Origin of the sequence: Mesorhizobium sp. M0800 (genome assembly GCF_040320095.1) — a bacterium.
Classification (GTDB): Bacteria; Pseudomonadota; Alphaproteobacteria; order Rhizobiales; family Rhizobiaceae; genus Mesorhizobium.
The window spans coordinates 68,023-95,000 of sequence record NZ_JAMYOZ010000024.1 but is presented as its reverse complement, the minus strand read 5'-3'; the positions used below and the strand labels follow the sequence as shown (position 1 = coordinate 95,000).

Here is a 26,978-nt window from a genome sequence, read left to right as displayed (position 1 = left end):
TCGACGAAAACGGCAGCAGCGCCGAGCAGTTTCTGCTGCGCAATCCCTTGCCCAATGGCCGGTTTACGTCCGGGTTCGGTGCCAGGCGTCATCCCATTTTGGGGTATGTGAAAATGCACACCGGCACCGACTGGGCAGCTCCCGTGGGATCGCCGATCATTGCCGCGGGCAACGGCGTCGTCGAAAAAGCCGGCTGGGCCGGTGGCTATGGCAAGCAGATCATCTTGCGTCACGCCAATGGCTACGAGACGTCCTACAATCACCAGAGCGCCTTTGCCAAAGGCATCGAGCCGGGTGTTCGCGTTCGCCAGGGTCAGGTTATCGGCTATCTCGGCTCAACCGGCCTCTCCACCGGTCCGCATCTTCATTACGAACTGATCGTCAACGGCACAAAGGTCGATTCGATGCGCGTCCGCCTACCGGTCGGCAAGACGCTGAAGGGCGACGACCTCGTCGCCTTCAAGCGCGAGCGCGAACGCATCGACGACCTGCTCAAGCAGGAAGACAGCAATCAGTTGAAGGTCGCGAGCGCCAAGATCGAAGGCTGAGCCGACGTTTTTCGTCGTCAGCCCTGCTGATTCGCCGTGTCGCGCGCCCATGGCAGCCGCTCGCCGGAAACCGTCGTCCACGCGGTGATTGCCGAAAACAGGCAAAGCAGCGCGGTCACCGCGGCAACGGCGGCGAATGCCGCGTCGCTGGCGGCAAGTCGTGCCGCATCGAGGCCGGGCGCCAGGCCGGCTGGCGGCGGTTCGCCGAAACCCGGAATGCCGGAGCCGGCAGCGGTGCCGAGCACGCCAGCATAGACCCAGGCCGCCAGCGATCCCATCGCCGCCACGGCAATCAGGCCGCCGATGCGCGAGACGGCGTTGTTGATGCCCGAGGCCGCACCCGTATCCTTGTCCTCGACCGCCGTCATGACTGCGGTCGACAGCGGCGATACCACCACCGCCATGCCGAACCCCATCAGAGCCATCAGCGGGAATACCCCGATCCAGAAATTGTGGATGCCCCAATAGGCCAGCAAGGCAAGTCCGGCAAAGGCAAGAGCCACAACCAGACTGCCGCTGGCGATCGGAAAGCGAGGCCCGATGCGGTCGGACCACTGGCCGACCGGTCCGGACAACACTGCGATCAATGCCGACAGCGGCAGGAAGATGAAACCGACCTCGGCCGCGCTCAGCCCCCATCCGGCGATCATGAGCATCGGCAGATAGAACAGATTGGCCGACAGCGCGAAATAAAGGAAGAAGGTCGCCACATTGGCGCCCGCGAACGCGCCGATTCGAAACAACGACAGCTCGATCATCGGCTCGCGCCGCCGGCGCTCGAAGACGATGAACACGACGAGCAAAACCGCACCGGCGGCAATACTCGGGCCGGACATCAGCCCCTCCCCGTCGCCGCTCATCGAGGTCAGACCGTAAGCGAGAGCTCCGAACGCCAATATGGCGAGTGCAGCGCCGCCGAGATCGAGGCCGCGCTTTTCCGCCGGCGCGTCGGCAGGGACCTTGGCCAGCAGAAGATAGACCGAGATAAGGCCGAGCGGCAGATTGATGGCGAAGATCGCCCGCCAGATGCCGTCGCCGAACGCCGACAGCACGAAGCCGCCCAGCACCGGGCCGAGCGCCGTCGTCAGTGCTGATGCTGCGGCCCAGATGCCGATCGCCCGGCCGCGTTCCTTTTTCGGATAGGCTTTGGCGATAATGGCCAGGCTGCCCGGCACCATGATGGCCGCTCCGACACCCTGGATAGCCCGAAACGCAATAAGCACCGTCGGGTTAGGCGCCAGCGCGCAGGCAAGCGAGGCGGCAATGAACAGGACGATGCCGGCGACGAAGGAGTGGCGCAGGCCGAAGCGATCGCCGGCGGCGCCGCCGACGAGAATGAGGGCTGAGAGTGTCAATGCGTAGGCATTGGAAATCCATTGTGCCTCGGCGAGGCTGGCGCCGAGGTCGACGCGGATCGCCGGCGTCGCAATGGCCAGGACCGACCCGTCGATGAAGCCGAGCGCAGAAGCCAGGATCGCGGCGATCAGCACGAACCGCCGCTGCGCCTGCGGACAGAACGTATCGGCGGGAAGTGAGCCGGTCAGGGGAACGGCGCCGGTACCGACTTTGGTTGGCGTGTGCATGCCGCCTTACCTAGATCGCCGGCGCGCTGGCGACAACCGGCCAGCACGCTGTTCTCGTTGAAACCAGGCCCAACCTGGCCACACAGCCAGGATCACGCCGCTCAGGGTGCAAACGGCAAGTGCCGTGCTAAGCTTCTCGCAGCGCTACAGGCAAGGGGGAAATACCGCATGAAACGACCGCTCGAACCCTCGGCGGAAGGACGCGGGCGCGTCGTCGGCATCACCGACGGCGTGTTCGCCATCGCGCTCACCCTGATCGTTCTCGAGATCAGGGTGCCGGCGCATGAAACGGTGCATTCCGAACGCGAGTTGATCACAGCGATCACAGCACTGGCGCCGCGCTTCCTGACCTATGCGCTCAGCTTCCTGACGCTGACCATCTTCTGGTTCGGCCAGCAGGCGCAACACGGGCTGATTGCAAAATCCGACCGGCGGCTTGCCACGCTGAACCTCTGCTTCCTCGGCTTCATCGCCTTGCTGCCGTTCTCGACCGACCTTCTCGCCGACTTCCTCGAATTCAGGACTGCGGTGCTCGTCTACTGGTTCAATCTTTTGATGCTCGGACTGACGCTGCTCGCCAGTTGACGCTACGCGGACAAAAACGGATTTCTGGCCGAAGGTGTCGACGCGGAGACCACCCGAACGGTCTATCTGCGCATCGTCAAGGCACAGATCCTGTGGGCCGTCGGCGCTGCACTCTGCCTGATCAGCCCGTTGCTCAGCGTCGGCTTCATCCTGGTGGTGCAGCTGATCTATGCCGCAGCGCTGCGCGCGCCACTGCTGCGCAAGGTCATCGGGTAATTCGGGCGAAGGCGTTGCGCTTTAGTCGACGAACTCCACGATAACGCCGGGCGTCACGATCTTGGCAAGCTCGCGCGCGTCCCAATTGGTCAGCCGCACGCAGCCATGGCTTTCGGTCTTGCCGATCTTGGACGGATCCGGCGTGCCGTGAATGCCGTAGGTCGGCTTGTCCAGCGCAATCCAGACCGAGCCGACCGGGCCGTTCGGCCCCGGCGGGATGGTCAGGATCCTGTCGTTTTCGCCCTGCTTGAAATTGATGTTCGGGTTGTAGGTGTAGTTCGGGTCCAATGCGACACGCGACACCGCATGTGTGCCGGACGGCGACGGCGTGTCGGACGAGCCGATAGTCGCCGGATAGGCTGCGACCAGCTTGCCCGCCGCATCATAGGCGCGGACCTGCTTATTGGACTTGTCGGCGATGATGCGCGCCACCGGCGTCGCCACCAGCCTGCCGAAATTGGCGACCTTGATGATGGTGCCCGGACGATTGAAATTGGCGTCCGGATTGAGCTTGTTCAGATAGGTTTCATCCATATGGAAGCGCTCGGCCAGCGCTTCGGGTACCGACGTGTAGCCCATCCGATCGAGCTGCGCCTTTTGGCTGTAGTCCTCCGGTATCGAGGCGACATAGGGACCGGCCGCATCCTCGGGCGTGATCGTATAGGAGGCGAAGGCATCGCCGCCGGATTGCGCCAGGGCCGCCTGGATGCCGATTGCGTCGGTCGATTTCAGATTGCTGCCGGTGATCTCATTATAGGCGGCGAGCGCCTTGTCGACATTCGAGCCGAAGCGTCCGTCGATGACGCCGGGCGATGCACCGGCACGGTCGAGCAGCACCTGCAGTGCCGCCACGTCCTCGCGGGCGCCGAGCGCAAGCGACGGGTCGACCGCCGTCTTGCCGCCAGTGCTTGGCGGCGGGGCTGTGTCTGGCGGTAAGGCCGCCTGCTCGTTCGGCACCGTCGGCTCGACCGGCTCGATCGAGGCCTCGTTGAGCGGCTGGCGCTCGATGGTGCGCGGCTTTACCGGCTGCGCTGCCTCCGGATAACCGTTGCCGTAGCCGTCATCCCGTGGCGCTTCGGGGAAGGCTTCCACCGAATTGTCGCCATAGGGGTCGTACTCGTCAGCCGGCGGTATGATGACCCTGCCCTCGTCTTCCATCTGCCTGCGGCGATAGCGCGCCATGTCCTGCGGGTCGTCGAGATAATAGGGGTCGTCCTCGACCGGTCCGAGGTTGCGCAAGCGCTCGCGGCGCAAGGCGCGGCGGTCGAGCCTGGTCTGCGGCGGCTGGATGGCGATGACCTTGCCGGTCTCCGCATCGACGATGACGCGGTTTCCCCTGGCATCGTAGTAGATATCGAGATTGCCGTTCTGGGCGACAAGAATGCCGCCGCCATTGGCGGCACGAACCACCCGTGGCGCGGTATCCACTATTGGCGAGGCCATCGCATTCGACGCCAGCAGCCCGGCAGCAAGCGCTGAAAGGGTGAAGATGGTGCGCAACATGATGGCCAAATTCTCCGGTCCGTAATTGCCGCCGCCGGCATTGTCTCTTCAAAGCGCCGCGCGTCTTTTTCGACGCGCAAAGGACGCTCTAACGCTTTAAATCTCCGCATCGTGCTTTGCGAAAATCAAAACTCGATTTCGGGCCGATGTGGTAGGCGAACCCCTTCGCCAGCAAATCAGTTGCCAACGATAAGGTTCCAATATGAACCGGGCATGAAGATGGCGGATTTCTGACCGATTAACCGGCAGCGAGTCCCAATTCCTTGCGTGCCTGCTTCGTCAGCTTCAGCACGACAAGACGGTGGCTTTCGCGCAAATAATCCTTCAGCGCGCCATCATCCATGCTTTCGCCGGTCTGGCGCTGGATCCATTTCATGCCGCGTGAGGCAAGATAGGGCGCGGGCCGAAGGCCCGGCTGCTCCCTCAGCACGTCATAGGCGATGTCGGAGCATTTGAAGGTAACGAACGGCTCCTTGCCCTCACTCCAGCCGCCGATCGCGAAGACCTTGCCGCCGACCTTCCAGACATGGGCGCCGCCCCACTGCACGACATGGGTCGCCGAAGGCAGCGAGGCGCAGAAGCTGTTATAGTCGTCCAGCGTCATCTGCGCCCCGCCAGTGATGTTGGACCATGAACCGAAGGCCGGCGTAACAAAAGGGTATGCCGGTTTTTCGGAAAGGATCATGGTCGAGATTGAAGACAGGAATTCCATCCCGATTCGATCGGGATGGAACAGGCTCTTGGCTTGAGCTCAGGCGGCTGCCTCGGTTGCCACGACCGCGGGCTTCGAGCGGAAGTTCAAGCGGTCGGAGCCGGCGGTGACCTTGACGGTTGAGCCGTCGAGGATCTCGCCGAGCAGGATCTTTTCCGCCAGGGGGTCCTGCAATTCCTTCTGCATCACCCGCTTCAGCGGCCGCGCGCCATAGGCCGGGTCGTAACCCTTGGCCGCCAGCCAGTCGATCGCCTCCTGATCGAGCGAAAGCGCGATCTTGCGGTCGACAAGCAGGTTTTCCAGGCGCTTGAGCTGGATCTCGACGATACGACCCATATCCTGCCGGCGCAGCCGGTGGAACAGGATTACCTCGTCGATGCGGTTGAGGAATTCCGGCCGGAACGAAGCCCTGACGACATTCATCACCTCGTCGCGCACGACGTCGACATCCTGGTCCTCTCCGAGATTGACCAGATATTCGCCGCCGAGGTTCGATGTCATGATGATCAGCGTGTTGCGGAAATCGACCGTGCGGCCCTGCCCATCGGTCAGCCGGCCGTCGTCGAGCACCTGCAGCAGCACGTTGAAGACATCAGGATGCGCCTTCTCGATCTCGTCGAACAGCACGACCTGATAGGGCCGCCGCCGTATCGCTTCGGTCAGCGCGCCGCCTTCCTCGTAGCCGACATAGCCGGGAGGCGCGCCGATCAGCCGGGCGACCGAATGCTTCTCCATGAACTCCGACATGTCGATGCGCACCATCGCGCTCTCGTCGTCGAACAGGAAGCTGGCCAGCGCCTTCGTCAGTTCGGTCTTGCCGACGCCCGTCGGCCCGAGGAACATGAACGAGCCGAGCGGCCGGTTCGGGTCCTGCAGGCCGGCGCGCGCACGGCGCACCGCTTTCGACACCGCCTGCACCGCCTCGCCCTGGCCGACGACGCGCTTGCCGACCTCGTCTTCCATGCGCAACAGCTTGTCGCGCTCGCCTTCCAGCATCTTGTCGACCGGGATCCCCGTCCAGCGCGACACAATATGGGCGACGTGATCGGGGCCGACCACTTCCTCGACCATGCCGGCCTTGCCATCCCTGGCTTCAGCCTGCTTCAGCTGCTTTTCGAGTTCCGGGATCTTGCCATAGGCAAGTTCGCCGGCGCGCTGGAATTCGCCCTTGCGCTGGGCAATGGCAAGTTCGTTGCGCGCCTCGTCGAGCTGCTTCTTGAGGTCGGCGGCAAGCCCGAGCTTCTGCTTCTCGGCCTGCCATTTCGAGGTCAGCTCGGTCGATTCCTCCTCGAGGTTCGAGAGTTCCTTCTCAAGCCGGGCGAGCCGGTCCTTCGAGGCATCGTCCTTCTCGACCTTGAGCGCCTCGCGCTCGATCTTGAGCTGCATGATGCGGCGGTCGATCTCGTCCAGCGCCTCGGGCTTCGAATCGACCTGCATGCGGAGCCGCGAGGCGGCCTCGTCGACCAGGTCGATCGCCTTGTCCGGCAGGAAGCGGTCAGCGATGTAGCGGTTGGACAGGGTTGCGGCCGCGACCAGTGCCGAATCCGAGATGCGCACCTTGTGGTGCTGCTCGTATTTCTCTTTCAGGCCGCGCAGGATCGAGACAGTGTCTTCGACCGTCGGCTCATTGACGAAGACCGGCTGGAAGCGGCGGGCAAGGGCCGCATCCTTCTCGACATGCTTGCGGTATTCGTCGAGCGTGGTGGCGCCGACACAATGCAGTTCGCCGCGGGCCAGCGCCGGCTTCAGCAGGTTCGACGCATCCATGGCGCCATCCGCCTTGCCGGCGCCGACCAGCGTGTGCATCTCGTCGATGAACAGGATGATGCCGCCGGCGGCAGACGTGACTTCGGAAAGTACCGCCTTCAGCCGCTCCTCGAACTCGCCGCGGTACTTGGCGCCGGCGATCAGCGACCCCATGTCGAGCGCCATCAGCTGCTTGTCCTTGAGCGATTCCGGCACATCGCCATTGACGATGCGCAGCGCCAGCCCTTCGGCGATCGCCGTCTTGCCGACGCCGGGTTCGCCGATCAGCACTGGGTTGTTCTTGGTGCGGCGCGACAGCACCTGGATGGTGCGGCGGATTTCGTCGTCGCGGCCGATGACCGGATCGAGCTTGCCCGCGCGGGCGTCCGCCGTCAGGTCGCGCGCGTATTTCTTCAGTGCGTCGTAGCCCTGCTCGGCGCTTGCCGAATCGGCAGTGCGACCTTTGCGTACGTCGTTGATGACTTGGTTCAGCGCCTGCGGCGTGACACCGGCCTTGGCTAGGATGTCGGCGGTCTTGGCCGATTTTTCCATGGCCAGCGCCTGCAATAGCCGTTCGACGGTGACGAAGCTGTCACTGGCCTTCTTGGCCAGTTCCTCGGCGGTCGAAAACACCTTTGCCAGCGGCTGCGCCAGATAGAGCTGGCCATTGCCGCCCTCGACCTTGGGCATTGCCTCCAGTGCCGTTTCGACGCCGAGCTTGACGTCACGGACATTGCCGCCGGCGCGCTCGATCAGCGACGCAGCCAGGCCCTCGTCGTCATCGACAAGGACCTTGAGGATATGCTCGGGGGTGAATTGCTGGTGGCTGCGGGAAAGCGCCATGGTTTGCGCGGACTGGATAAAGCCGCGCACGCGCTCGGAATATTTTTCAAGATTCATGCCTGTCTCCTTCCGTCACCGGCCCGCTTCGCGGCACCGGATCAGATTGCGGTGACGGACCCGCCCGTTCGAGCCGGATCCTGTTCACGCAAGATATGGGACGCAAACCACGGACCCTCAAGACTCGACACTGGCGAACGCATAATATTCCGAGCGCGCAAAACAAAAACGGCGGAGATTTCTCTCCGCCGTCTATGCATGTCGCGCAAAAGTGTGCAGCGGTTTTGCGATAACGACATGCATCAAAACAGAACCTAAAGCGCGTCGCATGAGGCCGGTCGAACGCGACGCGCTTTTGGGCTAAAGGATGCGCTAAGGTCGGCTGAACGCTTTTTCGATCAATTCTCGACGTCTGCGATCACAGCTTGACCGCCGGGGCCCTCAGCCGGCGCTGCATCGACATTGCCAGCGTCGGTATTGCCAGTCTCGGCATTGCTTGTCTCGGCACTGCTTGTCTCGGCACTGTCACGGCCGGCGTTGTCGTTGCCGCCATTTGCCTGTTCGACATCGAGCCGCGGACGGCGCGGACGCCTGGGGCGGCGTGCCGGGCTGTTTTCGGCCGCGGCTTCGTTGAGCTCGGCCTGGGCGGCGAGACCCGCTGGCGAAAGGTTTTCGAATTGCGGTGCGGGCTCGCTCACAAAGACCGGCTCAGCGGCCGGCACGGGCTCCGCCTGCGCCGGCGTCTCGTCGCGCCGTGGCTGTTCGACGCGTTGGCCACCCTGCTGCTCGCCGCGCGCGCCATACTCGCCGCGCTGGCCGTTCTGGCCGTAACCGCCATTGGGGCGACGGTCGCGGTGGCGTCCGCCATTGTTGTCGCGGCCGTCACGGTTGTCGCGGCCGCCCCGATTGTCGCGGCTGTTTTCCTGGTTCAGCGCCAGCTCGGCCGGCGTGCCATCGATGACCGGCTGCGGGCCGGCCCCGTGATTGACCGCCGAACCCGACGTCTCGTTGGCATTGTTGTTGCCGGCATTGTCGAACTCGTCGCGATCCTCGTCGCCGTCATCGTCGAAATCGTCGCGATTCTGCTGGGCGTTCTGGATCGGCATCTGCGCCTGAGCGGCTGCGATGATGCGGTTATAGTGCTCTGCATGCTGGAGATAGTTTTCCGCCATCACCCGGTCGCCGGAGCTTTGCGCGTCACGGGCAAGGGTTGCGTACTTCTCGGCAATCTGCTGAGCCGACCCGCGGATCTTCACGTCCGGGCCGTTGCTCTCGTAGTTGCGCGTCAGGGGATTCGGCCCCTTACGGTTGTTGTTGTTATTGTTGTTGCCGCCGCCGCCACTGTTGTTGCGACCGCGCATGCGCCTGTTTTGCTGTTGTGGCCTCATTAGACTCTCTTCACTTTGAAATTTTCGAAAAACTCTTCACGAACGGAGGCGCTCATGCGACCAGCCGTTTCGTTCCTTCACCGGCGTTCGCCCGCATCAATTGCGTTGGCGCCACGTGCCATCCTGTTCCGGTTACTTCACTTGCCGGACGATTCCCGCACGAAGCTTGGGCGTCGTTTGCGCAAGAAGGCAGCTATTTCCAAGGAAAACCGAATCGCTAAGAGCACTGCCTGCTTCGTCTCATCCGGTTAACGCGACCCTAGCCGCATTCCCCGGTATTGCCAAGCGCTTTTTTCGCACTGCATCACGGCTTTCACCGTTCGAACACAAGAACTCTGTCGTTTCCGCCGAGATCACGAAACACCCCGACCGAACGGTACCCGGCCGCGGAGAATATCTCCGTAACCTGTTGGTGCTGCGTATGGCCGATCTCGACCGCAATCCTGCCTTGGAGTTCCAAATACGCTGCCGCTCCCGCGGCGATCTTCCTGTAGGGGCTCAGACCGTCCACACCGCCATCGAGGGCCTGGCGTGGATCGAAACCGCGGACCTCGTCCTGCAGATTTCCAATGTCGTCTGAGGGTATATAGGGAGGGTTTGCGACAATTACATGGTACCGGCCAGAAACTTTTTCAAACCAGTCGGATTTGAGCGGCGTGAACCGGCCGGCGAGCCCCAATTCCCCGGCATTACGCATGGCTGTGGCCAGCGCCTCCTGCGAAATGTCACCGCCGGTGGCGGTCGCGGCCGGAACGGCGCTGAGCAGCGCCAGCGCGATGGCACCGGTACCGGTCCCTAGATCGAGGATGCGGCAGCCGCCCTCGCGTGCCGCCATTGCCTTGACGAAGGGCAGTATAGCCTCGACCAGCGTTTCGGTATCCGGCCGCGGCTCCAGCGTTTGCGGCGAAAGCGAAAGGCGCAAGCCGTAGAATTCGCGGTAGCCAAGGATCCGGTGTACCGGCTCGCCGGCGATGCGCCGCCGCAAGGCGGCTTCGATTACCGCCGTCACGTCCGCATCGACAGCGCGCCCGGGATCGGCGATGGCCTGCGTGCGACTGGTGCCGGAAAAATGCTCGACGATCAACCTGGCATCGAGCGCCGGATCCGCGACACCGGCTGCGGTGAGCCGGTTTCGCGCCTCCCGCAGCAGCGGCGCCAGCGTGGCGGGCAGGCTGTCAGCCATCGATGCCGATATCGGCGAGCAGCTTCGACTGGTGATCGGCGATCAGCGCGTCGATGATCTCGTCGAGTTCGCCCATCATCATCCGGTCGAGCTTATAGAGCGTCAGGTTGATACGATGATCGGTGACGCGACCCTGCGGAAAATTATAGGTGCGGATGCGTTCCGAGCGGTCGCCCGAGCCGACCTGCGACTTGCGCGATTCGGAACGTTCCTCGTCCGCCTTGCTGCGCTCGAGGTCGTAGAGCCTGGCGCGCAGGATCTGCATGGCCTTCGCCCGGTTCTGGTGCTGCGACTTTTCCGCTTGCACCACCATGATGCCGGTCGGCAGATGGGTGATGCGCACGGCCGAATCGGTGGTGTTGACGTGCTGGCCGCCGGAACCCGAGGCGCGCATCGTGTCGATGCGGATGTCATCGGCCCTGATGTCGATGTCGACCTCTTCGGCTTCCGGCAGCACCGCGACCGTCGCCGCCGAGGTATGAATGCGTCCGCCCGCCTCGGTCGTCGGCACGCGCTGCACCCGGTGCACGCCGGATTCGAACTTCAGATGGGCAAAGACGCCCTTGCCCGAAACGGTGGCGATGATTTCCTTGTAGCCGCCGACCTCACCCTCGCTGGCCGACACCGTCTCGAAACGCCAGCCATGCGCCGCGGCATAGCGCTCGTACATGCGAAACAGGTCGCCGGCGAAAAGCGCCGCCTCGTCGCCGCCGGTGCCGGCGCGGATCTCGAGGATGGCGTTCTTGTCGTCGGCGGCATCCTTGGGCAACAGCAGGATCTGGATGTCCTTCTGCAGCGCCTCGATGTGATGCTTGACCCCTGGCAGATCGGCCTCGGCCAAGGCCCGCATCTCGGCGTCGGTGCCCTTGTCGGCGAGCATCGCCTCCAGATCGGCCTGTTCGCGCTCGGCGGCGCGCATCGCCCTGATCTTTGCCACCATCTCCTGGATGTCGGCATATTCGGAGGCCATCCTGACATAGGCGTCCGCCGCCGGCCCGGCCGACATCTGCGCTTCGAGCATGTCGAAACGCTTGACGACTTGATCCATACGGTCGCGGGGCAGGTTGATCATGGCGAAGTCTATAGCGGTATAGAGCGGTCGTCGGCAAAGGCTTGCAGCAGCGCCCGCATCGGCAGGCCATGCCCCGGCGCCATCAGATTGTCGTCGAAGAACGCTTCCAGTTCGCTGAGCGGCAGTTCCGTCAGCATCGCCTTGACCGGGCCGATCGATGCCGGCGACATCGAGATCGAGCGATAGCCAAGGCCGATCAGCGCCATCGCCGAGATCGGCTTGCCGGCAAGTTCGCCGCACAAGGTCACCGGCGTCTGGTTGCGCGCCCCGGCGTCGGCAATCTGCTTCAGGACACGCAGGAACGGCGTCGAGAGCGGGTCGAAGCGGTCGGACAATTGGGTGTTGCCGCGATCCACCGCCATGACGAACTGGAACAGGTCGTTCGAGCCGACCGAGACGAAATCGACCGCCTTCATCAGTTCGTCGAGCTGGAACAGCAACGACGGCACCTCCAGCATCGCCCCAAGCTTCAGGCTGGTCGGCAAATGATGGGCAAAGCGCGACAGATGCCGCACCTCGCGATCGATGATCTCGCGCGCCTGCGCGATCTCGCCGAGTTCCGTCACCATTGGCAGCATCAGCTTCAGTTCGCGCCCGCCGCACGCCTTGAGCAGCGCGCGGATCTGGGTGCGCAGCAATCCGGGCCGGTCGAGCGTCAGGCGGATGGCCCGCCAGCCGAGCGCCGGATTTTCCTCCTGGATCGAGCCCTTGAAATAGGGCAGCACCTTGTCGCCGCCAATATCGATGGTGCGGAACGTCACCGGCTTGTCGCGCGCCGCCTCGAGCACGTCACGGTACAAGCGCTCCTGGGCTTCCGCGCGCGGAAAGGTCGAGGCGACCATGAATTGCAGCTCGGTGCGGAACAGGCCGATGCCGGCCGCGCCCGCTTCGGCCAGTTGCGGCAGGTCGACCGCCAGCCCGGCATTCATCAGAAGGTCGACCTGGACACCGTCCTTAGTCACCGACGGCTTCTTGCGCAGCTCGCGGTAGACCTCCTGCCGCCGCGCCCGGAAACGCACTTTCTCGGCATAGGCCGCCTCGAGGTCGGGCTGCGGGCGCAGATGGATAGCGCCTTCCTCGCCGTCGACGATGATGGCATCGCCGTTTTCCGCCATGGAAACGGCGCCCTTCATCTGGCCGGCGACCGGAATGCCCATGGCCCGCGCCACGATGACGACATGGCTGGTCGCCGCGCCGTCCTCCAGCACCAGCCCGCGCAGCTTGTCCCTGGGATAATCGAGCAGCTCCGCAGCACCCATGGAGCGGGCGACGATGATGGCGTCCTTGGGCAGCGAGGCCGCGACGTCCTCCGGCCCGCGCCCCATCAGCTGCCGCAGCAGCCGATTGGCGAGATCGTCGAAATCGCTCATCCGTTCGCGCAGATACGGATCGGTCATGTGCAGCATGCGGGCACGCATGTCGCTCTGCACCTTTTCGACCGCCGCTTCGGCCGTCAGGCCGTTGCGGATCGCCTCTTCGAGCCGGCGCACCCAGCCGCGGTCGTTGGCGAACATGCGATAGGCTTCGAGCACCTGGCGATGCTCGCCCTCGAAGGCGACGTCACGGCGCTCCAGCATGTCGTCGATGGAGAGCCGGAGCGAGCCGAGGGAGGCGTCGAGCCGCCTGACCTCTTCCTCGCTGTCCTCGTTGAAAAGATTGGTGACGACGATGCGCGGCTCGTGCAGCACCACATGGCCGAGACCGACGCCTTCGTTGAAGGACAGGCCGGTAAAGCTTACCGGGCGGCGCAGATCGAGCTCGAGGCCGGGCCTTGTCAGCCGCTCCAGATCGCCGGTGGCGATCATCTCGGCGATCACCATCGCCGTTGTTTCCAGCGCCTCGACCTCGTCGTCGCGATAATGGCGCATGGTCTTGTTCTGCACGACCAGGACGCCGAGTGTCCGCCCTGCCCGCAGCACCGGCACGCCGAGGAAGGAATTATAGATTTCTTCCCCTGTCTCCGGCAGGTAGGCGAAGGCAGGATGCTCCTGTGCATTGGAGAGGTTGAGCGGCCGCGCCGAGGCCGCGATCGTGCCGACCAGGCCTTGGCCCAGCCTGAGCTGCGCCAGGTGGACGGCGTTCGGGTTCAGGCCTTCGGTGGCGTAGAGTTCGAGCACCGAATCGGCGCGCAGCACATAGAGCGAGCAGACCTCGGCAACCATGTTGGAGGCGATGTCGCGCACGATTCGGTCAAGCCGCTCCTGCGGCTCCAGCGGCTCTTGCATGAGCTCGCGGAGCCGTTTCAGCAAAACGCGCGGGCCACTGGCCGAATCACGCATCGCGGCTTCTTCTCCAATAGCGTTTCAACCGGTGCAGGTTGCCCTGCACAGCGGCACAAACGCAACAACTCAATTAGAGCGCCATCGTCCAATTGGACGCATAAAGACCGCTCCAAGATTTTCGATCCGCTGCATCCTGCCTTCCGAAAATCGATTCCGATTTTCGGGCCGATGCAGTCTGCTACTGCTTATCCAGACCGTACACGGAATGCAAAGTGCGAACTGCTAGTTCCGTATAGGGACCGTCGATCAGGATCGAAATCTTGATTTCGGACGTCGTGATGGCGCGGATGTTGATCGCGCGGTCGGCCAGCGCCTTGAAGGCGGTGGCGGCGACGCCGGCATGGCTGCGCATGCCGATGCCGATGACCGAGACCTTCGACATGCCGGCTTCCGACTGCACCACGTCGTAGCCGATCGTCGCCTTCAGCCGCTCGAGCACGGCGAGCGCCTTGTCGACGTCGCCGGATGGCACGGTGAAGGTCATGTCGGTGAACTTGCCGTCCTCGGAAATGTTCTGGACGATCATGTCGACGTTGATGTTGGCCTCGGCCAGCGGCCCGAAAATGCCGGCGGCGACGCCCGGCCGGTCGCCGACGCGGCGCAGCGAAATCTGCGCTTCATCCTTGGCATAGGCAATTCCGGTGACGACCTGCTGTTCCACGATCTCTTCCTCGTCGCAAATAAGCGTTCCCGGCGGATTGAGCAAATCCCCCATTCCGGGTGCGTCGGGATCGTCGAAGGACGACCGCACAAACGTACGCACCCTGTGCACCATGGCAAGCTCGACCGAGCGCACCTGCAGGACCTTGGCCCCGAGCGAGGCCATTTCGAGCATTTCCTCGAAGGAAATCTTGGCCAGCCGCCGCGCCTTCGGCTCGATGCGCGGATCGGTCGTGTAGACCCCGTCGACATCGGTGTAGATATCGCAGCGGTCGGCCTTGACCGCTGCCGCGATGGCGACAGCGCTGGTATCGGAACCGCCGCGGCCGAGCGTTGCGATCCGGTTGTCCGGCCCGATGCCTTGGAAACCGGCGACCACCGCCACCTGGCCTTCGCCGAAGCGCTTGATCAGGAATCCGCCGTCGATATCGAGAATGCGCGCCGCGCCATGCGCGTTGTCGGTCTTGATCGGGATCTGCCAGCCTTGCCAGGAGCGGGCATGCACGCCGATATTCTGCAGCGCGATCGCCAGCAAGCCGGCAGTGACCTGCTCGCCGGACGCGACCACGGCGTCATATTCACGCGCATCGTGCATCGGCGAGGCCTCGCGCGTCCATTGCACGAGCTCGTTGGTCTTGCCGGACATCGCCGAGACCACGACGGCGACCTCATGGCCGGCGTCGACCTCGCGTTTGACATGACGCGCCACATTGCGGATGCGGGCGATGTCGGCGACGGAGGTTCCGCCGAATTTCATCACGATGCGCGCCATAGAAGCGAAATGCCTTTGACTGGATGCCGGACCGGAGGCCGAAAAGCGGAAAAATGCGCCAAGCTGTGGCCGGGCGCTCAATGCGCGGCCTCCTTAGCCAAATGATCGCGGTTTCGCAAGGCGGTGAGGATTCCGTCGCCTTGCCCGTCCATCAACCAGATTTCAAGCCACGCTCTTGGTGAGTTTTGGCTTTTGCTGCTCGACACGGGCGAGACCCGCTCCGGCGATGACGCGGTCACGGCCCTCAGCCTTTGCCTGATACAAAGCGCGATCCGCGGCATTGACGATCTCCGCCCATGAGGCGCCGAGCTCCGGGAAGGCGGCGACCCCGAACGACGCGGTGATGGTGCCGAGCGTGCGGCCGCGGTGCGTGACATGCAGCTGCTTGATCGCCTTTCGCAGAGCTTCGGCGCGATCGGCGCCATCGGCCAGTGACGTTCCAGGCATCATCAAGGCAAATTCCTCGCCGCCGTAGCGCGAAACCACGTCGCTTTCCCTGACATGGTCGACCAGCGTGGCGGCCACCTGCTTGAGGACGAGATCCCCCGCTTCGTGGCCGAACGTATCGTTGAACTGCTTGAAATGATCGACATCGAGCATGATCAACGTCAGCGGCTGCTCGGCACGTTCCAGGCGCCTGAGCTCGCGGCTGCTGGTCTCCTCAAGGTAGCGGCGATTGTAGAGCCCGGTGTTGGGATCCCGGATCGACTGCTGCCGCAACGTCTCGCGCAGACGCAGATTGCCAAGCGCCAACGCCAGCGTATCGACGACGCCACGCAGTATCTGCTGCCGTTCGGCAAGCCACTCCGGCTTGTCAACGGCATTCGGCTCGCACAGATGCAGGATGCCAAGTGTCTCTCCCTGCGCTGCTAGAGGCATACAGACATAACCGCGGCCGCCATTTTCGGTGATGTGGTTGCAGCGCGGCGTCAGCATGCCTGGACCGGCGATGTGCTCCTGGCCGCGCCGCAGCGCCCAACAACCTTCCGGTCCGAACTGGCCGACGCTCGACCGGATGGTGCCCCAATGCGCCATCTCCTCCACGAGGTTGCGCGACGCACTGGTCAGGTGAACGGTTCCGCTCAATCCGCCGAAGAAATCAGGCATGGCGGAGCCGACGACGGAAAATGCCTCGTGAAAAGTGACGCAGGCCTGAAGCAGTTCGCCGAGCTTGACCAGGCGAGTCGTGGCCTCCGATGTCTCTTTCAGTTCACGATTGAGCCTCGCCAGTTCTTCGGCACGATCGTGCACCGCCCGCTCGGCACTGCGCAGGTCGCTGATGTCGCTGAGCGTCAGCACGATGCCGCCATCGGCGCGGTTGAGCGGATTGCAGCTGACGACCACGGGCAAGGAGGTCCCATCCGGTTTTGCCAGCCTCACCTCATTCTGGTGGCGGCGGCCGGTGGTCATGGCCAGTTCGACCGGAGATGTTCCCGACGCGGGCTTGTCTCCCGACGGCCCCCTGATATCCAGGGCCGACTGCCAGTCCTGCCCCACGACCTTGTCGCTGCGCCGCCCGATGATCTCGGCTGCCGCCGGATTGACGGACACGACCTGACCCTTGCCGTCGATGACGGCGATGCCTTCGGCAACGGTCTGGACGATGTCTTCGATGTAGGCCTTCTGATCGACAAGTTGAGCGCGCGAGGCTTCGATTTCGGAGGCCATAGTGTCGAACCCTTGCGCCAACTGTCCGAACTCGTCATCGGAGGTGCGGCCGATACGTGCCCCGGCGTCGCCGCGCGCCAGCGATTCGATGCCGCGGTTGAGACCAGCAAGGCCTTTACTGAAGCCTCGCAACAACAGGAAGGCGGAGGCCGCCGCGATCAGCACGGCTGCCGCGGTACACGGGCCCACAAGCCACAGCATATCGTTCGTGCGCTGCTGTGCGGCACGCAGCAGCGGCGTGTACTCGAACAGGACGGCGCCGACGATCTTGCCGGGTGCATCCTCGATCGGCACCGCAACCAGGTCAATCGGATCGGCCACGTCGGCACTGGCCTCGACGAAGTTGCGCGGCACGCCGTCGTCAATCGTCCGGGCGATTTCATTGCCGGGATCGTAGTCGAACGTCGTGCCGATATTTTGCTCTTCTCCCGGAACGTCGGCGAAAATAACCTTGTTTTTGTCTACGATGACGAGATCGCGTTTCGAGCGGCCGTGCTGCAAAGTCACGAATTCGCGGAGCGCATCGGGTCTCTCGAATAATGAACGCGGCGCGTCCGATGCCCTGAAGGCAATAGTTTCGGCCAACTGCCGTGCGACGCTTGTCGCCTCGGCCAGCGCCACGGATTTGGTCAGCGATATCTGCGAGACGATCGCAACGCCGCCGACCAGGCCGATCAAGGCCACGGCGCTGAACAATGTCGCGACTATCTGGGTTCTTATGCGCACCGGGCTGCCCCTACTCGGACAGCAATCTAAATGCCAAACACTGACCCAACGTTAAGAAACCGCCAATATCGTAAATTTGCCGTTAAGCCACACCGGCCAGCTGCACTCCCAACGCGGGCGGTTCAGCCCGTCCGCACGATGGCCTGCCACAGCCGCGGATAGTCGAGGACGAAACCGAGCGGCGAGACCTCCAGTGTCTCGTGGTAGCCGAACATCGGGGCGGCATAGGCGTAATGTGCAGCATCGACGCGCTGATAGGTTTGCTCGAGGCGAACGAGCCTGAGTTCGGGAAATGTCAGATAGGCTGCCGGCGCGGGCGTCGCCATACCGACATCGAGGGCAAAACGGCGAAGCGCCAAAAGGTTTGTGGCGGGCGTGAAGCCGAGATCGACATCGATGAGACCGTCTACTTCCGCTTGATGCTCGCCGTTCAGCGTCCATTGGCGCTCGGTCAGCCGGTCGATCCTGTAATGCAGCTCTTGCGTGCCGAGAAAGCCGTCGGCGCGCGCCGATCGTGTATGCCAATCGGCGTCGCAGTCCGCCTCGTAGGCGATGCTGCACGGCTCGCCGTCCTGGACGAAAAGCGCGTGTCCCCTGAGGTTCCACCCGGAACTCGCTTCCGACAGAAGGCAAGCGTCGTGGCCTTCCTGGTCAAGCCGGCGCCAAAGAATGGAAGCAACCGCTCGCATCATTGCGCACTCCTCCGAACCCGATGTCTCTGCTTCGTCCGCCAAAGCCTAGGCGTTTCCTTCCGGCACACCATCAACTGACACGTGCTGACACAAATGCAGCCGGCAAAAGGCGGCGCCGGAAGGCATCGCGCCCATCGCACCACCGGCGGTGAATTTCGCGCCTTGACATTCGCAGCCTCGCGCCCGACTTCCTAGCGTCCGAGGAGACCACGCCATGCCAGAGCCCCGACGATCGACGATCGATGCCGGAGAGGTGGAACGCTTTTCCGCCCTTGCCGCCGAATGGTGGAACCCGAACGGCAAGTTCCGCCCGTTGCACAAGTTCAACCCGATCCGGCTTGCCTATATCCGCGACCAGGTGGCGGCCCGCTTCGGCCGCGATCCGCGTGCGGCACGGCCGTTCGAAGGCCTGCGCTTCCTTGACATCGGCTGCGGCGGCGGGCTTTTGTGCGAGCCGATGGCGCGGCTTGGCGCCGAAGTGGTCGGCGCCGATGCCTCCGCCACCAACATCGAAGTGGCCAAGCTGCATGCGGCGGAAGTCGGCGTGAGCGTGGATTATCGCGCCACGACCGCGGAAGACCTTGCCGATGCCGGCGAAAAATTCGATGTCATCCTCAACATGGAAGTGGTCGAGCATGTCGCCAATGTCGATCTGTTCCTGGCCAAATGCGGCGAGATGGTCAAGCCTGGCGGCATCATGTTCGTCGCCACCATCAACCGCACGCTGAAGGCCCTGGGCCTGGCCATCATCGGCGCCGAATATGTGCTGCGTTGGCTGCCACGCGGCACCCACCAGTTCGGCAAGCTGGTGCGCCCCGAGGAACTGGAAAAGGCGCTTGCCGGCGCCGGCCTGACCGTCATCGACCGCACCGGCGTCACCTACAACCCGCTCGCCGACCGCTGGCAGCGCTCGAAGGACATGGACGTCAACTACATGGTGCTGGCGGAGAAGGCATCCGTCTGAAGCTTACGCCTTCTGGCCTCTATAGCCTCTGGCTTTGCGCCTTGGTGGTGATGAACACGCCGGCGGTGATGATGACGGCACCGGCCCAGGTCAGCAGTTGATAGCGCTCGCCGAGGAAGAGGGTCCCGGCAAACAGCCCGACCGCCGCCGCGACGTAGCCGATCTGGCTGAGATAGACCGGGCCGCCGACCGCTTGCAGGCGGAAGAAGAAGGCGAACATCGCCGAGGCTGATGCCACCTGTGCCGCAGCAACCAGCGGCACGCCGCCGAGCGAGCCGAATGCATTGCCGCCAAGCAGGACCAGAATGCCGGCAAACAGCATCAAGGCTGCTGCCAGATGGCTGCCGACGGCGAGCTCGATCGGGCCGGTGCCTTCGGGCCAGTCGACGGTGCGGTAAATGTTGCCGGCGGCGAGGCTGACCGGGATGAGCAGGCCCATCGCAACCCAGAAAAATTCGGCCGGCTGGCCCGCTTCGCCGCGCGTCACCGCCACCATGACTGCGCCGACAAAACCGACGACTATGCCGACGATGCCCAGCATGGTCGGGCGCCTGACGCCGAGCAGCATCGAGAACACCAGCGTGACGACCGGCGACAGCGTGAACATGATGCCGCTGTAGCCGGCGCCCAGATGCGGAATGGCCGAAAACATCAGCAGATTGGGGATTGCATATGAGACGGCCGCGGTGACGAAGAAATAGCGCAGCCTGTGCGGCGTAAGCCGCATGCGCTTCCCGTTGAGCAGCAATGCGCATAAAAGCACGCCGCCGGCACCAAGCGAGATGACGAAGGCCCAGACCATGGCGGCCACGCCGGCCGCCGTCGCGATCTTGCCGAACGGCAGCGTCAGGCCGAGCAGTCCACCGGTGACAACCAGAAGGCCAAGCGCCGAGTCCCAGAGAAATTTCATCGCACCGTCCCGTCGCTCGTTCGCGGCACTTGGCCAATATCGCAAGCTGAGGTAAGATAAGGTAAAGATTCTTCACGTCAAGATACATAACGGTGAGAGACATGGATCGCGCAGCAAAAGCGATCGGGCAATGGAAAAGGGAACGGCCGGATCTCGATGTCTCGCCGATGGCCGTGCTCGGACGGTTGAACGAGGCCGCCTCGCTGATCGCACGAGAGCGGCTGGCGCCGCTGTTTGCAAGTTACGGGCTGCAATCCGGAGAATTCGATGTGCTGGCGACGCTGCGTCGTTCCGGGCCGCCATACGCGCTGACGCCGACGGCTCTCTACGAGGCGACGATGGTGACGTCGGGCGCGATGACCAACCGCCTCGATCGGCTCGAGAAATCCGGCCTGATCAAGCGCGGGCCGCACCCCGACGATCGCCGCGGCATTGTCGTGCAGCTGACTAAAAAGGGTCTGGCGTTGATTGACGAGGCGGTTACCGCTCACGTCGCCAACGAGCACCAGATACTTTCTGGATTAGCACGCCCGGAGCAGATCATGCTCGCACGCCTGCTCGAAAAACTGATAGCGAGCCTGAACTAACCGAACCGGCCAAGGGCCGGGCCGAGGGGATGGAAAAACTCAGATCCTGGTCGCCGAGCCTCGTTTGGGCCGGCGAACAGCTCTGATCTTGCCGCTGTTTCCGCCGCCACAGAAAAACTGGTCGCCGCCATCGGATTCGAGCCCCGACACGCCTGTTCCCGGCGGCATATCTAGCTTCTCAAGGACCTTTCCCGTTTCAGGATCGATCCGCCTGACATCGCTCTCCTCACCCTCCCAGGTGCCATGCCACAGCTCGCCGTCGACCCAGCTGACGCCGGTGACGACGCGGTTGGAAACGATGGTGCGAAGGATTGCCCCTGTCTCGGGATCGACCTGATGAATCTTTCGGCCCCGATGCTGCCCGACCCAGAGTGTTCCTTCGGCCCAGGCGAGCCCGGAATCACCGCCATTGCCGGGCGCCGGGATCGTGGCCAGGACCTGGCCATTCTTCGGATCGATCTTCTGGATACGATCCTCGGCGATCTGATAGAGGTGCTGGCCGTCGAAGGCCGTTCCGGCGTGTGCCGCGACATCGATCGAGCGCACCACTTTGCCGCTCGCCGGATCGAAGGCGTTCAATCTGTCGCCTGAGGCAAACCAGACATGCTCACCGTCGAAGGTAACGCCGTCCACGTGGTCGACACCCGGAAAGGGTCCATATTCTCGAAGGATTTCGGCTGCGGATCGTTCCATGATTCCATCCTAGTAGCCCGGCAGTGGGCCGGGGAGTAACAAGATTGTCGGGAAACCCGTCAGCGGCGGGGTCATCCAGCGACGCGCCCGTCCGCGGCCGAACGACTGCACCTTGCCGGCCTGGGCGAGCTGCTCGAGCGCTCGCTGCACGGTACGCGAACTGGCTCCAAGCGCAATCGCCAGGGCCGAACTCGACCAAGACTCGCCGTCGGCTAGGAAGGCGAGCACGGCGGCATGCTCTTCTTCGACGGGCGGCGCCAGCACGACGACCTCACCTGCGCGGCGCGGGGCCAGCGCAAAGCCCCGCTTCGTCGCGCTCACATCCGCCAAGCTCCGAAGCTCCGCGCGAAGCCGCCCGACTTCGACGCGCAATCGTGCGCGATGTGATTCGTCCGCGTCCTTTCCGCGGAAAGCGCGCGCAATGAGCGTCGATCTTGCCACGTCCCCCGGCCAGGCTTCGGCCAGCGCGCGGGCCAGCGCGAACAGCACCGGGCGGGTCGCCAGCGAGACGACGTTGTCTGCGACCCGCACGACATTGCGGCATGCATCCACCACGAGCGCCCCCGACGCCAGGAGCGCTTCGACTTCATCGAGCAGGAGGGGCCGTTCCCCGCCACGCGCGACAAGGCGCGCGGCCGGCGTGTCCAGCACCAGCGATGCGCTCTCCACCTCCGCGATCAGCGCGGGGATGCCGGACGCGCGCGCCGCCCGCGCCGCCAGGCCAAGCGCGGCGCGCGCAGGGCCGGTCCGCAAGCGGCGGATGGCGATGCCGGCGACAGCCAGCTCGTGGGCGGCCCGCGATGCCGGCGGCAGCGGCGAGGGATCGAAGCCGTCCAGCCTGCGCTCGGCTTCGTCGAGATGGCCGATCAGCAGCAGGCGCCGAACGTCGAGGTTGCGCGCATGCGCGGCATTGACGCGGTCGCCATGCTTTTCAAGCGTCGCCCGTGCGGCGTCGAGTGCCTTGGCCGGCCAGGTAAGGTCCCGCGAGACGAGCGCGATCTCGGCCTCGGCGACGATACACCGCGCGCGGGCCACAGCCTCCCTCGGGCTGAATGCGTGCGCCGCCCTCTTGAGAAGAACCTTCGCCCGAACCAGGTCGCCAAGCTGCGCCATCGCGATACCGCGCAACGCCAGTGCCGGCGCATCGTCGCGCAGCGCAACCCGCTTCAAGGCGCCGAGCGGATCGCCCGCCGCGAGCGCATGCGCCGCGGCCGTGATCAGCGAGTCCATCGGAATCCCGTCACACTTGTCACTCCCATGGCTTCGACATCCGGCGCTAAGTCCATCTCACCAACCAGTCGTATCGACAACGGCGACTGTAGCCAACCTGAGTTGCGGCGCGCCAACCTTGAGTCGCGGCTAGACTGTGCACTGAGCTCGAACGCAACGATAAGCACTAGGAGAGACGCAATGAAGATCGAAGGTTCAACCATCCTGGTGACTGGAGCCAATCGGGGCATCGGTCGGGCACTGGTCGAGGAAGCCCTGAGCAGAGGCGTAAAGCGCGTCTATGCTGCAACCCGCCAAGCCATGGCCCACCCGGACCGGCGTGTGACGTCCCTGACCATGGATGTGACCAACGCTGCGCAGATCCGGGAGGCGGTCGAGAAGATCGATGCTCTCGATATCCTCATCAACAACGCCGGCGTATCGCCCTTCGATGACCTCAGCGACCGTCGTGTGCTCGAACAACAGCTCGCCGTAAACCTCTTCGGCTCGTATGACGTTACCCGGGCTCTGCTGCCGTTGCTGGCCCGGTCGCGGGGAGCCATCGTCAACATTCTGTCGCTGGCCTCGATTGCGGCCGTGCCGTTCAGTCCGGCTTACTCGATCTCGAAGGCGGCCTCGTTCTCGCTGTCGCAGTCGTTGCGCACCCTTTTGGCCGGACGGGGTATCAGCGTCCACAGGGTCCTTCCCGGCCCGGTGGACACGGACATGACACGGGGCCTGGACATCGCGAAAGCCTCTCCGGAGTCTGTCGCGCGGGCAATCCTGAACGGCGTGGAGAACGGCGAAGAGGAAATCTTCCCCGATCCCATGTCGGAATCCCTGGCGGAGGGCTGGCGCAGCAGTGCAGTCAAGGCGCTTGAACGCCAGTTTGCAGCCTATGCGGAAGCAAGCCCGTCAGGCAGTGGGCATGAAAGAAGCAGCGAAACGATTGCCCGCGAGCCCCATCCTTGCTGCTCGGCCTAGACGCCTGTGCGGGGGTGGCGGCATCGCCGCCCTTCGGCGCCGCCCCGACCTTCACGGCGCTGCCTGGCGAAGAGATGCCTCGCTATGTACGGAGCAGGTTGACGGATCAGTTGCGGTCGTCGGGGAAACTTGGAATAGGCATGAACTCGACGCCATCCTCGGCCAGGCTCTTGGCCTCGTCCAGCGTCGCCTCGCCATAGATGCCGCGCGGATCGCTTTCGCCGAAATGGATCTTGCGCGCTTCCTCGGCAAATTTGTCGCCGACATAGTCGGCATTCTCGCGCACCTTGTCGGCCATGGCCTTGAGCTGCGCCAGCGCCTGCTTTTGCGCCTCGCCCATGGCCAGCGCGATGCTTTCGCGCTTGCGCCCGGTGGAGACGGCAGGCGCCATCAGCGCCTTCTCGACCTTGTGCGAGCCGCAGGCCGGGCAATCGACGAAACCGCGCCTCTTCTGTGTGTCGAAATCGTCGTTGCTGCGGAACCAGGCCTCGAATTGGTGCTCGTGCTCGCAGATCAGGGAAAAGCGGATCAAGAGGCGGCACCCCTGAGCGGCATTGCCTCCGCCGAACCGGCGTTTACCGCAAAATCGCGTGCGTTCTTGAGGTTCGGTATCTTCTTGCGCGCGGCGACGGACTGCGCCGGGTCGATCTCGGCGACGATCACCGCCGGCTCGTCATGCGCCGCCTCGGCGATGACGCGGCCCCAGGGATCGACGATCAGCGAATGGCCATAGGTTTCGCGGCCGTCCTCGTGCACGCCGCCTTGCGCGGCGGCGACGACATAGGCGCCGTTCTCGATGGCGCGCGCCCTGAGCAGCACATGCCAATGCGCTTCGCCGGTCTGGCGGGTGAAGGCGGCGGGCACCGAAAGCAGATCGGCGCCGGCCAGCGCCTCGGCACGGAACAGCTGCGGAAAGCGCAGATCGTAGCAGACGGCAAAGCCGAGCTTCGCGCCCTCGATTTCGGTGACGACAGCCTCGGTGCCCGGCTCATAAGCGGCGGATTCGCGCCAGCTCTCGCCATTGTCGAGATCGACGTCGAACATGTGGATCTTGTCATAGACGGCAAGGATTGCGCCGTCCGGCCCGAACAAAAGCGCGCGGTTGGCGAGCTTGCCGTCGGCGCGCAGAATGGCGGTCGAGCCGATATGCAGGAAGATGCCGAGCTCCTTGGCCAGCTTCCGCGAAATCGAGACGACGATGTCCTTGTCTTCGGACGTGAACGAAGCGGCCCGCGCCTGGCTGTCGCGGATCAGCGCGCCGGTCATTTCCGGGGTCTGGATGTAGCTCGCGCCAAGGCCTGCCGCCTCGCGCACCAGCCGTTCCAGATCGACCGCATTGCGCTCCGGGCTGGTTCCCGAACGCATCTGGATCGCCGCCGCCTTGAAAGCACCCATCGTCATGTCCCTATCTGGTCGAGCCGTTGGCGAGCAATCTGTCCAGCCGTCCTTCCGCCTCCAATTCGTGGAGATCGTCGGAGCCGCCGACATGCGTGTCGCCGATGAATATCTGCGGAAAGGTGGAACGGCCGTGGGCCCGGGAAATCATTTCCCGGCGCAGTTCCGGCGAGAAGGAGGCGTCGTGCTCGGTATAGGCGATACCCTTCCTGTCGAGCAGCCGCTTGGCCGCGGTGCAATAGCCGCACATCATCCGCGTGTAGATCGTCACATCGACCATCGGTCAGCAACCCTGCCTCGTTCCGCTGTCATCTAGGCTATATAGGCGCCGATTCGTCGGCCCGAAAGTCCCCCGGCAGCACACGCGCGAAGGTCAGTACGTCGACCGCGCCGGCACCGCCCTTCTTCAATGCCCTGGCGACCGCGCGGACGGTGGCGCCGGTGGTGTAGACATCGTCGATCAGCAGCACCCGGCGGCCGGCGATTTCGATCTCCGCCTCATCAGGCACTTTGAATGCGGCGCGAACATTTTCCTCGCGCTCCCGCCGCTCCAGCCCGACCTGCTGGCGCGTGAGTTTTACGCGCTTGATGGCTGATGGCGCGAAAGGCCGATCGCCGAGCTGCGCCACCGCCCGCGCCAGTTCCGCCGACTGGTTGAACTGCCGCCTGAAGAAGCGTCGCCAGTGCAGCGGCACCGGCACGACCACATCGGCCTCGGCGATGAGCTCGGCACCGGCGCGAAGCATCCAGCGCGCCATCCACGGCGCCAGATCGGTGCGGTCCTGGTATTTCAGCCCTTGCACCATCTGGCGGGCAACGCCGGAATAGGCGACCGCCGCCCGCGCGCGTTCGAACGGCGGCGGGTCGGCTATCGCCTCCGCCGAAAGGAACCCTTCACCCATACTGTGGGTGAACGGCGTGCCCATCACCGGGCACCATGGCCGTTCCAGCAACCTGAGTTTCGGCCAGCAGGCGCCGCACAACACGCCGGGCTGCGAGACATGGCGGCGGCAGCCGGCACAGACCGGCGGGAACAAGAGGCGCGCTGGCCAGCCCAATGCCTTGCGGGCAATGCTCTTGATCGCAATACGCTTGATCTCTGGCATGGGATCGGCCACGTGGTTGGTCCTCCGCATCACTATATCAGAGAGCGAAGCACAAGGACCTGCCCATTGCAGCCTGTAATTGACACCTCGCTCTGGCTGGCGCGCAAGCGCCGGGCACTGACCCGTCCCATCGCCGGCGCGGATTTCCTCATGCGGCGGGCGGCCGAGGATCTTGCCGACCGGCTCGCCGCCGTCGAACGCAGGTTCGGCAAGGCGGCCTCACTGTTTTGCCAGACGCCGGCAGCAGCAGAGGTGCTCGCCGAAAGCGGCAAGGTGACGGAAAACGTGCGCGTCGAGGCCGACGCCGCTTTCCTGGGCGGCCAGCCAGGACTGTTGGCGCCGTTGGAAACCGTGCCATTCGAACCGGAAAGCCTCGACCTCGCAGTCTCGCTGCTGTCGCTGCAGGCGATGAACGACATTCCCGGCATGCTGGTGCAGATCCGCCGGGCGCTGAAGCCGGACGGGCTTTTCCTCGGCGCCTTCGCCGGCACAGGCACGCTCTCCGAACTGCGCGAAAGCCTGCTTGCCGCCGAGACCGAGCTCTATGGCGGCGCCAGCCCGCGTGTGATCCCGTTCACCGACGTCCGCGACGCCGGCGCGCTGCTGCAGCGCGCCGGCCTGGCACTGCCGGTTGCCGACGTCGAGACGATCACGGTGCGCTACGATTCGCTATTTGGCCTGGTCGCCGACCTGCGCGCCATGGGCGAGACCAGCGCGCTTGTCGACCGCAGCAGGCGGCCGGGCACGCGAGCGCTGTTCGCGCGCGCCGCCGAAATCTATGCGGAGCGGTTTTCGGATGCCGATGGCCGCGTCAGGGCGAGTTTCTCGGTGGTCTGGATGTCAGGCTGGGCGCCCGATGCCTCTCAGCAAAAGCCGCTGAAGCCGGGCTCCGCAAAAATATCGCTGAAGACAATCCTGGAAAACCCCGGCGGCCCCTGAGCGGATCCTTGCGCA

24 protein-coding genes (1 of these 24 running past the window's edge) are annotated in these 26,978 nt (G+C 64.2%); 6 read left to right on the top strand and 18 right to left on the bottom strand.

The annotated features are described in order from the left end of the window. Positions 1 to 548 carry the 3' end of a M23 family metallopeptidase gene (locus tag NKI18_RS24060; protein ID WP_352619610.1) on the top strand. It extends 1,411 nt beyond the left edge of the window, so the window shows 548 of its 1,959 coding nt (coding positions 1,412-1,959); the start codon falls outside the window, past its left edge; its stop codon occupies positions 546 to 548. A gap of 17 nt (positions 549 to 565) precedes the next feature. On the opposite strand, the gene NKI18_RS24055 is transcribed toward NKI18_RS24060, so the two are convergent. Next, a complete protein-coding gene (locus tag NKI18_RS24055; RefSeq protein WP_353020750.1) occupies positions 566 to 2,131 on the bottom strand; it encodes an MFS transporter in 1,566 nt (521 codons plus the stop codon). 168 nt (positions 2,132 to 2,299) lie between these two features. Between NKI18_RS24055 and NKI18_RS24050 the strand changes: the two genes are divergently transcribed. Continuing rightward, complete coding sequence (locus NKI18_RS24050) at positions 2,300 to 2,716, top strand: TMEM175 family protein (RefSeq protein WP_352619608.1); 417 nt, start codon at positions 2,300 to 2,302, stop codon at positions 2,714 to 2,716. Between the two features lie 237 nt (positions 2,717 to 2,953). On the opposite strand, the gene NKI18_RS24045 is transcribed toward NKI18_RS24050, so the two are convergent. From NKI18_RS24045 to NKI18_RS24000, 10 genes are all read right to left on the bottom strand, one after another. After that, complete coding sequence (locus NKI18_RS24045) at positions 2,954 to 4,435, bottom strand: L,D-transpeptidase family protein (protein WP_352619607.1); 1,482 nt, start codon at positions 4,433 to 4,435, stop codon at positions 2,954 to 2,956. A gap of 238 nt (positions 4,436 to 4,673) precedes the next feature. Beyond that, on the bottom strand, positions 4,674 to 5,039 hold the full coding sequence (locus NKI18_RS24040; protein ID WP_352456638.1) for an MmcQ/YjbR family DNA-binding protein: 366 nt from the start codon (positions 5,037 to 5,039) through the stop codon (positions 4,674 to 4,676). Positions 5,040 to 5,186: 147 nt separating this feature from the next. Next, on the bottom strand, positions 5,187 to 7,793 hold the full coding sequence (clpB, locus tag NKI18_RS24035) for an ATP-dependent chaperone ClpB (protein ID WP_352619606.1): 2,607 nt from the start codon (positions 7,791 to 7,793) through the stop codon (positions 5,187 to 5,189). A gap of 338 nt (positions 7,794 to 8,131) precedes the next feature. Then, positions 8,132 to 9,094 (bottom strand): DUF4167 domain-containing protein, encoded by a 963-nt coding sequence (locus NKI18_RS24030; protein WP_352619605.1) that lies wholly within the window; start codon positions 9,092 to 9,094, stop codon positions 8,132 to 8,134. 340 nt (positions 9,095 to 9,434) lie between these two features. Next, positions 9,435 to 10,304, bottom strand: coding sequence for a peptide chain release factor N(5)-glutamine methyltransferase (gene prmC / locus NKI18_RS24025; protein ID WP_352619604.1), 870 nt, complete (start codon positions 10,302 to 10,304; stop codon positions 9,435 to 9,437). Next, positions 10,297 to 11,376 (bottom strand): peptide chain release factor 1, encoded by a 1,080-nt coding sequence (prfA, locus tag NKI18_RS24020; RefSeq protein ID WP_352619603.1) that lies wholly within the window; start codon positions 11,374 to 11,376, stop codon positions 10,297 to 10,299. Before prfA ends, prmC begins: the two co-directional genes overlap by 8 nt. Before the next feature lie 8 nt (positions 11,377 to 11,384). Beyond that, positions 11,385 to 13,655: a phosphoenolpyruvate--protein phosphotransferase gene (gene ptsP, locus NKI18_RS24015; protein WP_352619602.1), complete on the bottom strand. Its 2,271-nt coding sequence runs from the start codon at positions 13,653 to 13,655 to the stop codon at positions 11,385 to 11,387. Between the two features lie 181 nt (positions 13,656 to 13,836). Further along, positions 13,837 to 15,090, bottom strand: a complete 1,254-nt coding sequence (locus NKI18_RS24010; RefSeq protein WP_352471486.1) for an aspartate kinase — start codon at positions 15,088 to 15,090, stop codon at positions 13,837 to 13,839. 162 nt (positions 15,091 to 15,252) lie between these two features. After that, the gene (locus NKI18_RS24005) at positions 15,253 to 17,484 is read right to left on the bottom strand and encodes a diguanylate cyclase (protein ID WP_352619601.1); all 2,232 of its coding nucleotides are present in this window, start codon (positions 17,482 to 17,484) and stop codon (positions 15,253 to 15,255) included. A gap of 122 nt (positions 17,485 to 17,606) precedes the next feature. Next, positions 17,607 to 18,176 (bottom strand): putative glycolipid-binding domain-containing protein, encoded by a 570-nt coding sequence (locus tag NKI18_RS24000; RefSeq protein WP_352619600.1) that lies wholly within the window; start codon positions 18,174 to 18,176, stop codon positions 17,607 to 17,609. A 214-nt stretch (positions 18,177 to 18,390) separates the two neighbouring features. On the opposite strand from NKI18_RS24000, the gene ubiG reads away from it, so the two are divergent. Beyond that, positions 18,391 to 19,140: a bifunctional 2-polyprenyl-6-hydroxyphenol methylase/3-demethylubiquinol 3-O-methyltransferase UbiG gene (gene ubiG, locus NKI18_RS23995; RefSeq protein ID WP_023675148.1), complete on the top strand. Its 750-nt coding sequence runs from the start codon at positions 18,391 to 18,393 to the stop codon at positions 19,138 to 19,140. 19 nt (positions 19,141 to 19,159) lie between these two features. Here the strand turns inward: ubiG and NKI18_RS23990 are convergent, their stop codons facing one another. Further along, complete coding sequence (locus tag NKI18_RS23990; RefSeq protein WP_352619599.1) at positions 19,160 to 20,050, bottom strand: DMT family transporter; 891 nt, start codon at positions 20,048 to 20,050, stop codon at positions 19,160 to 19,162. Positions 20,051 to 20,151: 101 nt separating this feature from the next. Here NKI18_RS23990 and NKI18_RS23985 point away from each other — a divergent pair, with 101 nt between their 5' ends. Next, on the top strand, positions 20,152 to 20,637 hold the full coding sequence (locus tag NKI18_RS23985; protein WP_352619598.1) for a MarR family winged helix-turn-helix transcriptional regulator: 486 nt from the start codon (positions 20,152 to 20,154) through the stop codon (positions 20,635 to 20,637). A gap of 39 nt (positions 20,638 to 20,676) precedes the next feature. Here the strand turns inward: NKI18_RS23985 and NKI18_RS23980 are convergent, their stop codons facing one another. Together NKI18_RS23980 and NKI18_RS23975 are read right to left on the bottom strand one after the other, a co-directional pair. Then, positions 20,677 to 21,330, bottom strand: coding sequence for a Vgb family protein (locus NKI18_RS23980; protein WP_352471321.1), 654 nt, complete (start codon positions 21,328 to 21,330; stop codon positions 20,677 to 20,679). Positions 21,331 to 21,339: 9 nt separating this feature from the next. Beyond that, complete coding sequence (locus NKI18_RS23975; RefSeq protein WP_353020742.1) at positions 21,340 to 22,560, bottom strand: helix-turn-helix domain-containing protein; 1,221 nt, start codon at positions 22,558 to 22,560, stop codon at positions 21,340 to 21,342. 180 nt (positions 22,561 to 22,740) lie between these two features. On the opposite strand from NKI18_RS23975, the gene NKI18_RS23970 reads away from it, so the two are divergent. Then, the gene (locus NKI18_RS23970; protein WP_352619596.1) at positions 22,741 to 23,523 is read left to right on the top strand and encodes an SDR family NAD(P)-dependent oxidoreductase; all 783 of its coding nucleotides are present in this window, start codon (positions 22,741 to 22,743) and stop codon (positions 23,521 to 23,523) included. Positions 23,524 to 23,629: 106 nt separating this feature from the next. Here the strand turns inward: NKI18_RS23970 and NKI18_RS23965 are convergent, their stop codons facing one another. Genes NKI18_RS23965 through NKI18_RS23950 form a run of 4 tightly spaced genes read right to left on the bottom strand, consistent with a single transcriptional unit; the run spans position 23,630 to position 26,036 of the window. Next, positions 23,630 to 24,055, bottom strand: coding sequence for a DUF1178 family protein (locus NKI18_RS23965; RefSeq protein WP_352619595.1), 426 nt, complete (start codon positions 24,053 to 24,055; stop codon positions 23,630 to 23,632). Then, positions 24,052 to 24,918, bottom strand: coding sequence for a carbon-nitrogen hydrolase family protein (locus NKI18_RS23960; protein ID WP_352619612.1), 867 nt, complete (start codon positions 24,916 to 24,918; stop codon positions 24,052 to 24,054). The genes NKI18_RS23965 and NKI18_RS23960 overlap by 4 nt, the downstream gene beginning before the upstream one ends. 10 nt (positions 24,919 to 24,928) lie before the next feature. Continuing rightward, positions 24,929 to 25,198, bottom strand: a complete 270-nt coding sequence (gene grxC / locus NKI18_RS23955) for a glutaredoxin 3 (RefSeq protein WP_352619594.1) — start codon at positions 25,196 to 25,198, stop codon at positions 24,929 to 24,931. Positions 25,199 to 25,235: 37 nt separating this feature from the next. After that, entirely contained in the window at positions 25,236 to 26,036 is an 801-nt protein-coding gene (locus tag NKI18_RS23950; RefSeq protein WP_352619593.1) for a ComF family protein, read from the bottom strand. A 54-nt stretch (positions 26,037 to 26,090) separates the two neighbouring features. Between NKI18_RS23950 and NKI18_RS23945 the strand changes: the two genes are divergently transcribed. Beyond that, positions 26,091 to 26,963 carry a methyltransferase domain-containing protein gene (locus NKI18_RS23945; protein WP_352619592.1) on the top strand — a complete coding sequence of 291 codons (873 nt, stop codon included), beginning with the start codon at positions 26,091 to 26,093 and terminating at the stop codon, positions 26,961 to 26,963. Positions 26,964 to 26,978: the final 15 nt, after the last annotated feature.

Bases quoted from the DNA above. Each gene is read 5' to 3' on its own strand.
- NKI18_RS23985 (WP_352619598.1), top strand. From the start codon at position 20,152: ATGGATCGCGCAGCAAAAGCGATCGGGCAATGGAAAAGGGAACGGCCG.
- NKI18_RS23975 (WP_353020742.1), bottom strand. From the start codon at position 22,560: ATGGACTCGCTGATCACGGCCGCGGCGCATGCGCTCGCGGCGGGCGAT.
- NKI18_RS24050 (WP_352619608.1), top strand. From the start codon at position 2,300: ATGAAACGACCGCTCGAACCCTCGGCGGAAGGACGCGGGCGCGTCGTC.
- NKI18_RS24010 (WP_352471486.1), bottom strand. From the start codon at position 15,090: ATGGCGCGCATCGTGATGAAATTCGGCGGAACCTCCGTCGCCGACATC.
- clpB (WP_352619606.1), bottom strand. From the start codon at position 7,793: ATGAATCTTGAAAAATATTCCGAGCGCGTGCGCGGCTTTATCCAGTCC.
- ubiG (WP_023675148.1), top strand. From the start codon at position 18,391: ATGCCAGAGCCCCGACGATCGACGATCGATGCCGGAGAGGTGGAACGC.
- NKI18_RS23970 (WP_352619596.1), top strand. From the start codon at position 22,741: ATGAAGATCGAAGGTTCAACCATCCTGGTGACTGGAGCCAATCGGGGC.
- NKI18_RS24055 (WP_353020750.1), bottom strand. From the start codon at position 2,131: ATGCACACGCCAACCAAAGTCGGTACCGGCGCCGTTCCCCTGACCGGC.
- NKI18_RS24030 (WP_352619605.1), bottom strand. From the start codon at position 9,094: ATGCGCGGTCGCAACAACAGTGGCGGCGGCGGCAACAACAATAACAAC.
- NKI18_RS23980 (WP_352471321.1), bottom strand. From the start codon at position 21,330: ATGGAACGATCCGCAGCCGAAATCCTTCGAGAATATGGACCCTTTCCG.
- NKI18_RS23960 (WP_352619612.1), bottom strand. From the start codon at position 24,918: ATGGGTGCTTTCAAGGCGGCGGCGATCCAGATGCGTTCGGGAACCAGC.
- NKI18_RS24000 (WP_352619600.1), bottom strand. From the start codon at position 18,176: ATGATGCGAGCGGTTGCTTCCATTCTTTGGCGCCGGCTTGACCAGGAA.
- NKI18_RS23990 (WP_352619599.1), bottom strand. From the start codon at position 20,050: ATGAAATTTCTCTGGGACTCGGCGCTTGGCCTTCTGGTTGTCACCGGT.
- NKI18_RS24040 (WP_352456638.1), bottom strand. From the start codon at position 5,039: ATGACGCTGGACGACTATAACAGCTTCTGCGCCTCGCTGCCTTCGGCG.
- ptsP (WP_352619602.1), bottom strand. From the start codon at position 13,655: ATGCGTGATTCGGCCAGTGGCCCGCGCGTTTTGCTGAAACGGCTCCGC.
- prfA (WP_352619603.1), bottom strand. From the start codon at position 11,376: ATGATCAACCTGCCCCGCGACCGTATGGATCAAGTCGTCAAGCGTTTC.
- prmC (WP_352619604.1), bottom strand. From the start codon at position 10,304: ATGGCTGACAGCCTGCCCGCCACGCTGGCGCCGCTGCTGCGGGAGGCG.
- grxC (WP_352619594.1), bottom strand. From the start codon at position 25,198: ATGGTCGATGTGACGATCTACACGCGGATGATGTGCGGCTATTGCACC.
- NKI18_RS24045 (WP_352619607.1), bottom strand. From the start codon at position 4,435: ATGTTGCGCACCATCTTCACCCTTTCAGCGCTTGCTGCCGGGCTGCTG.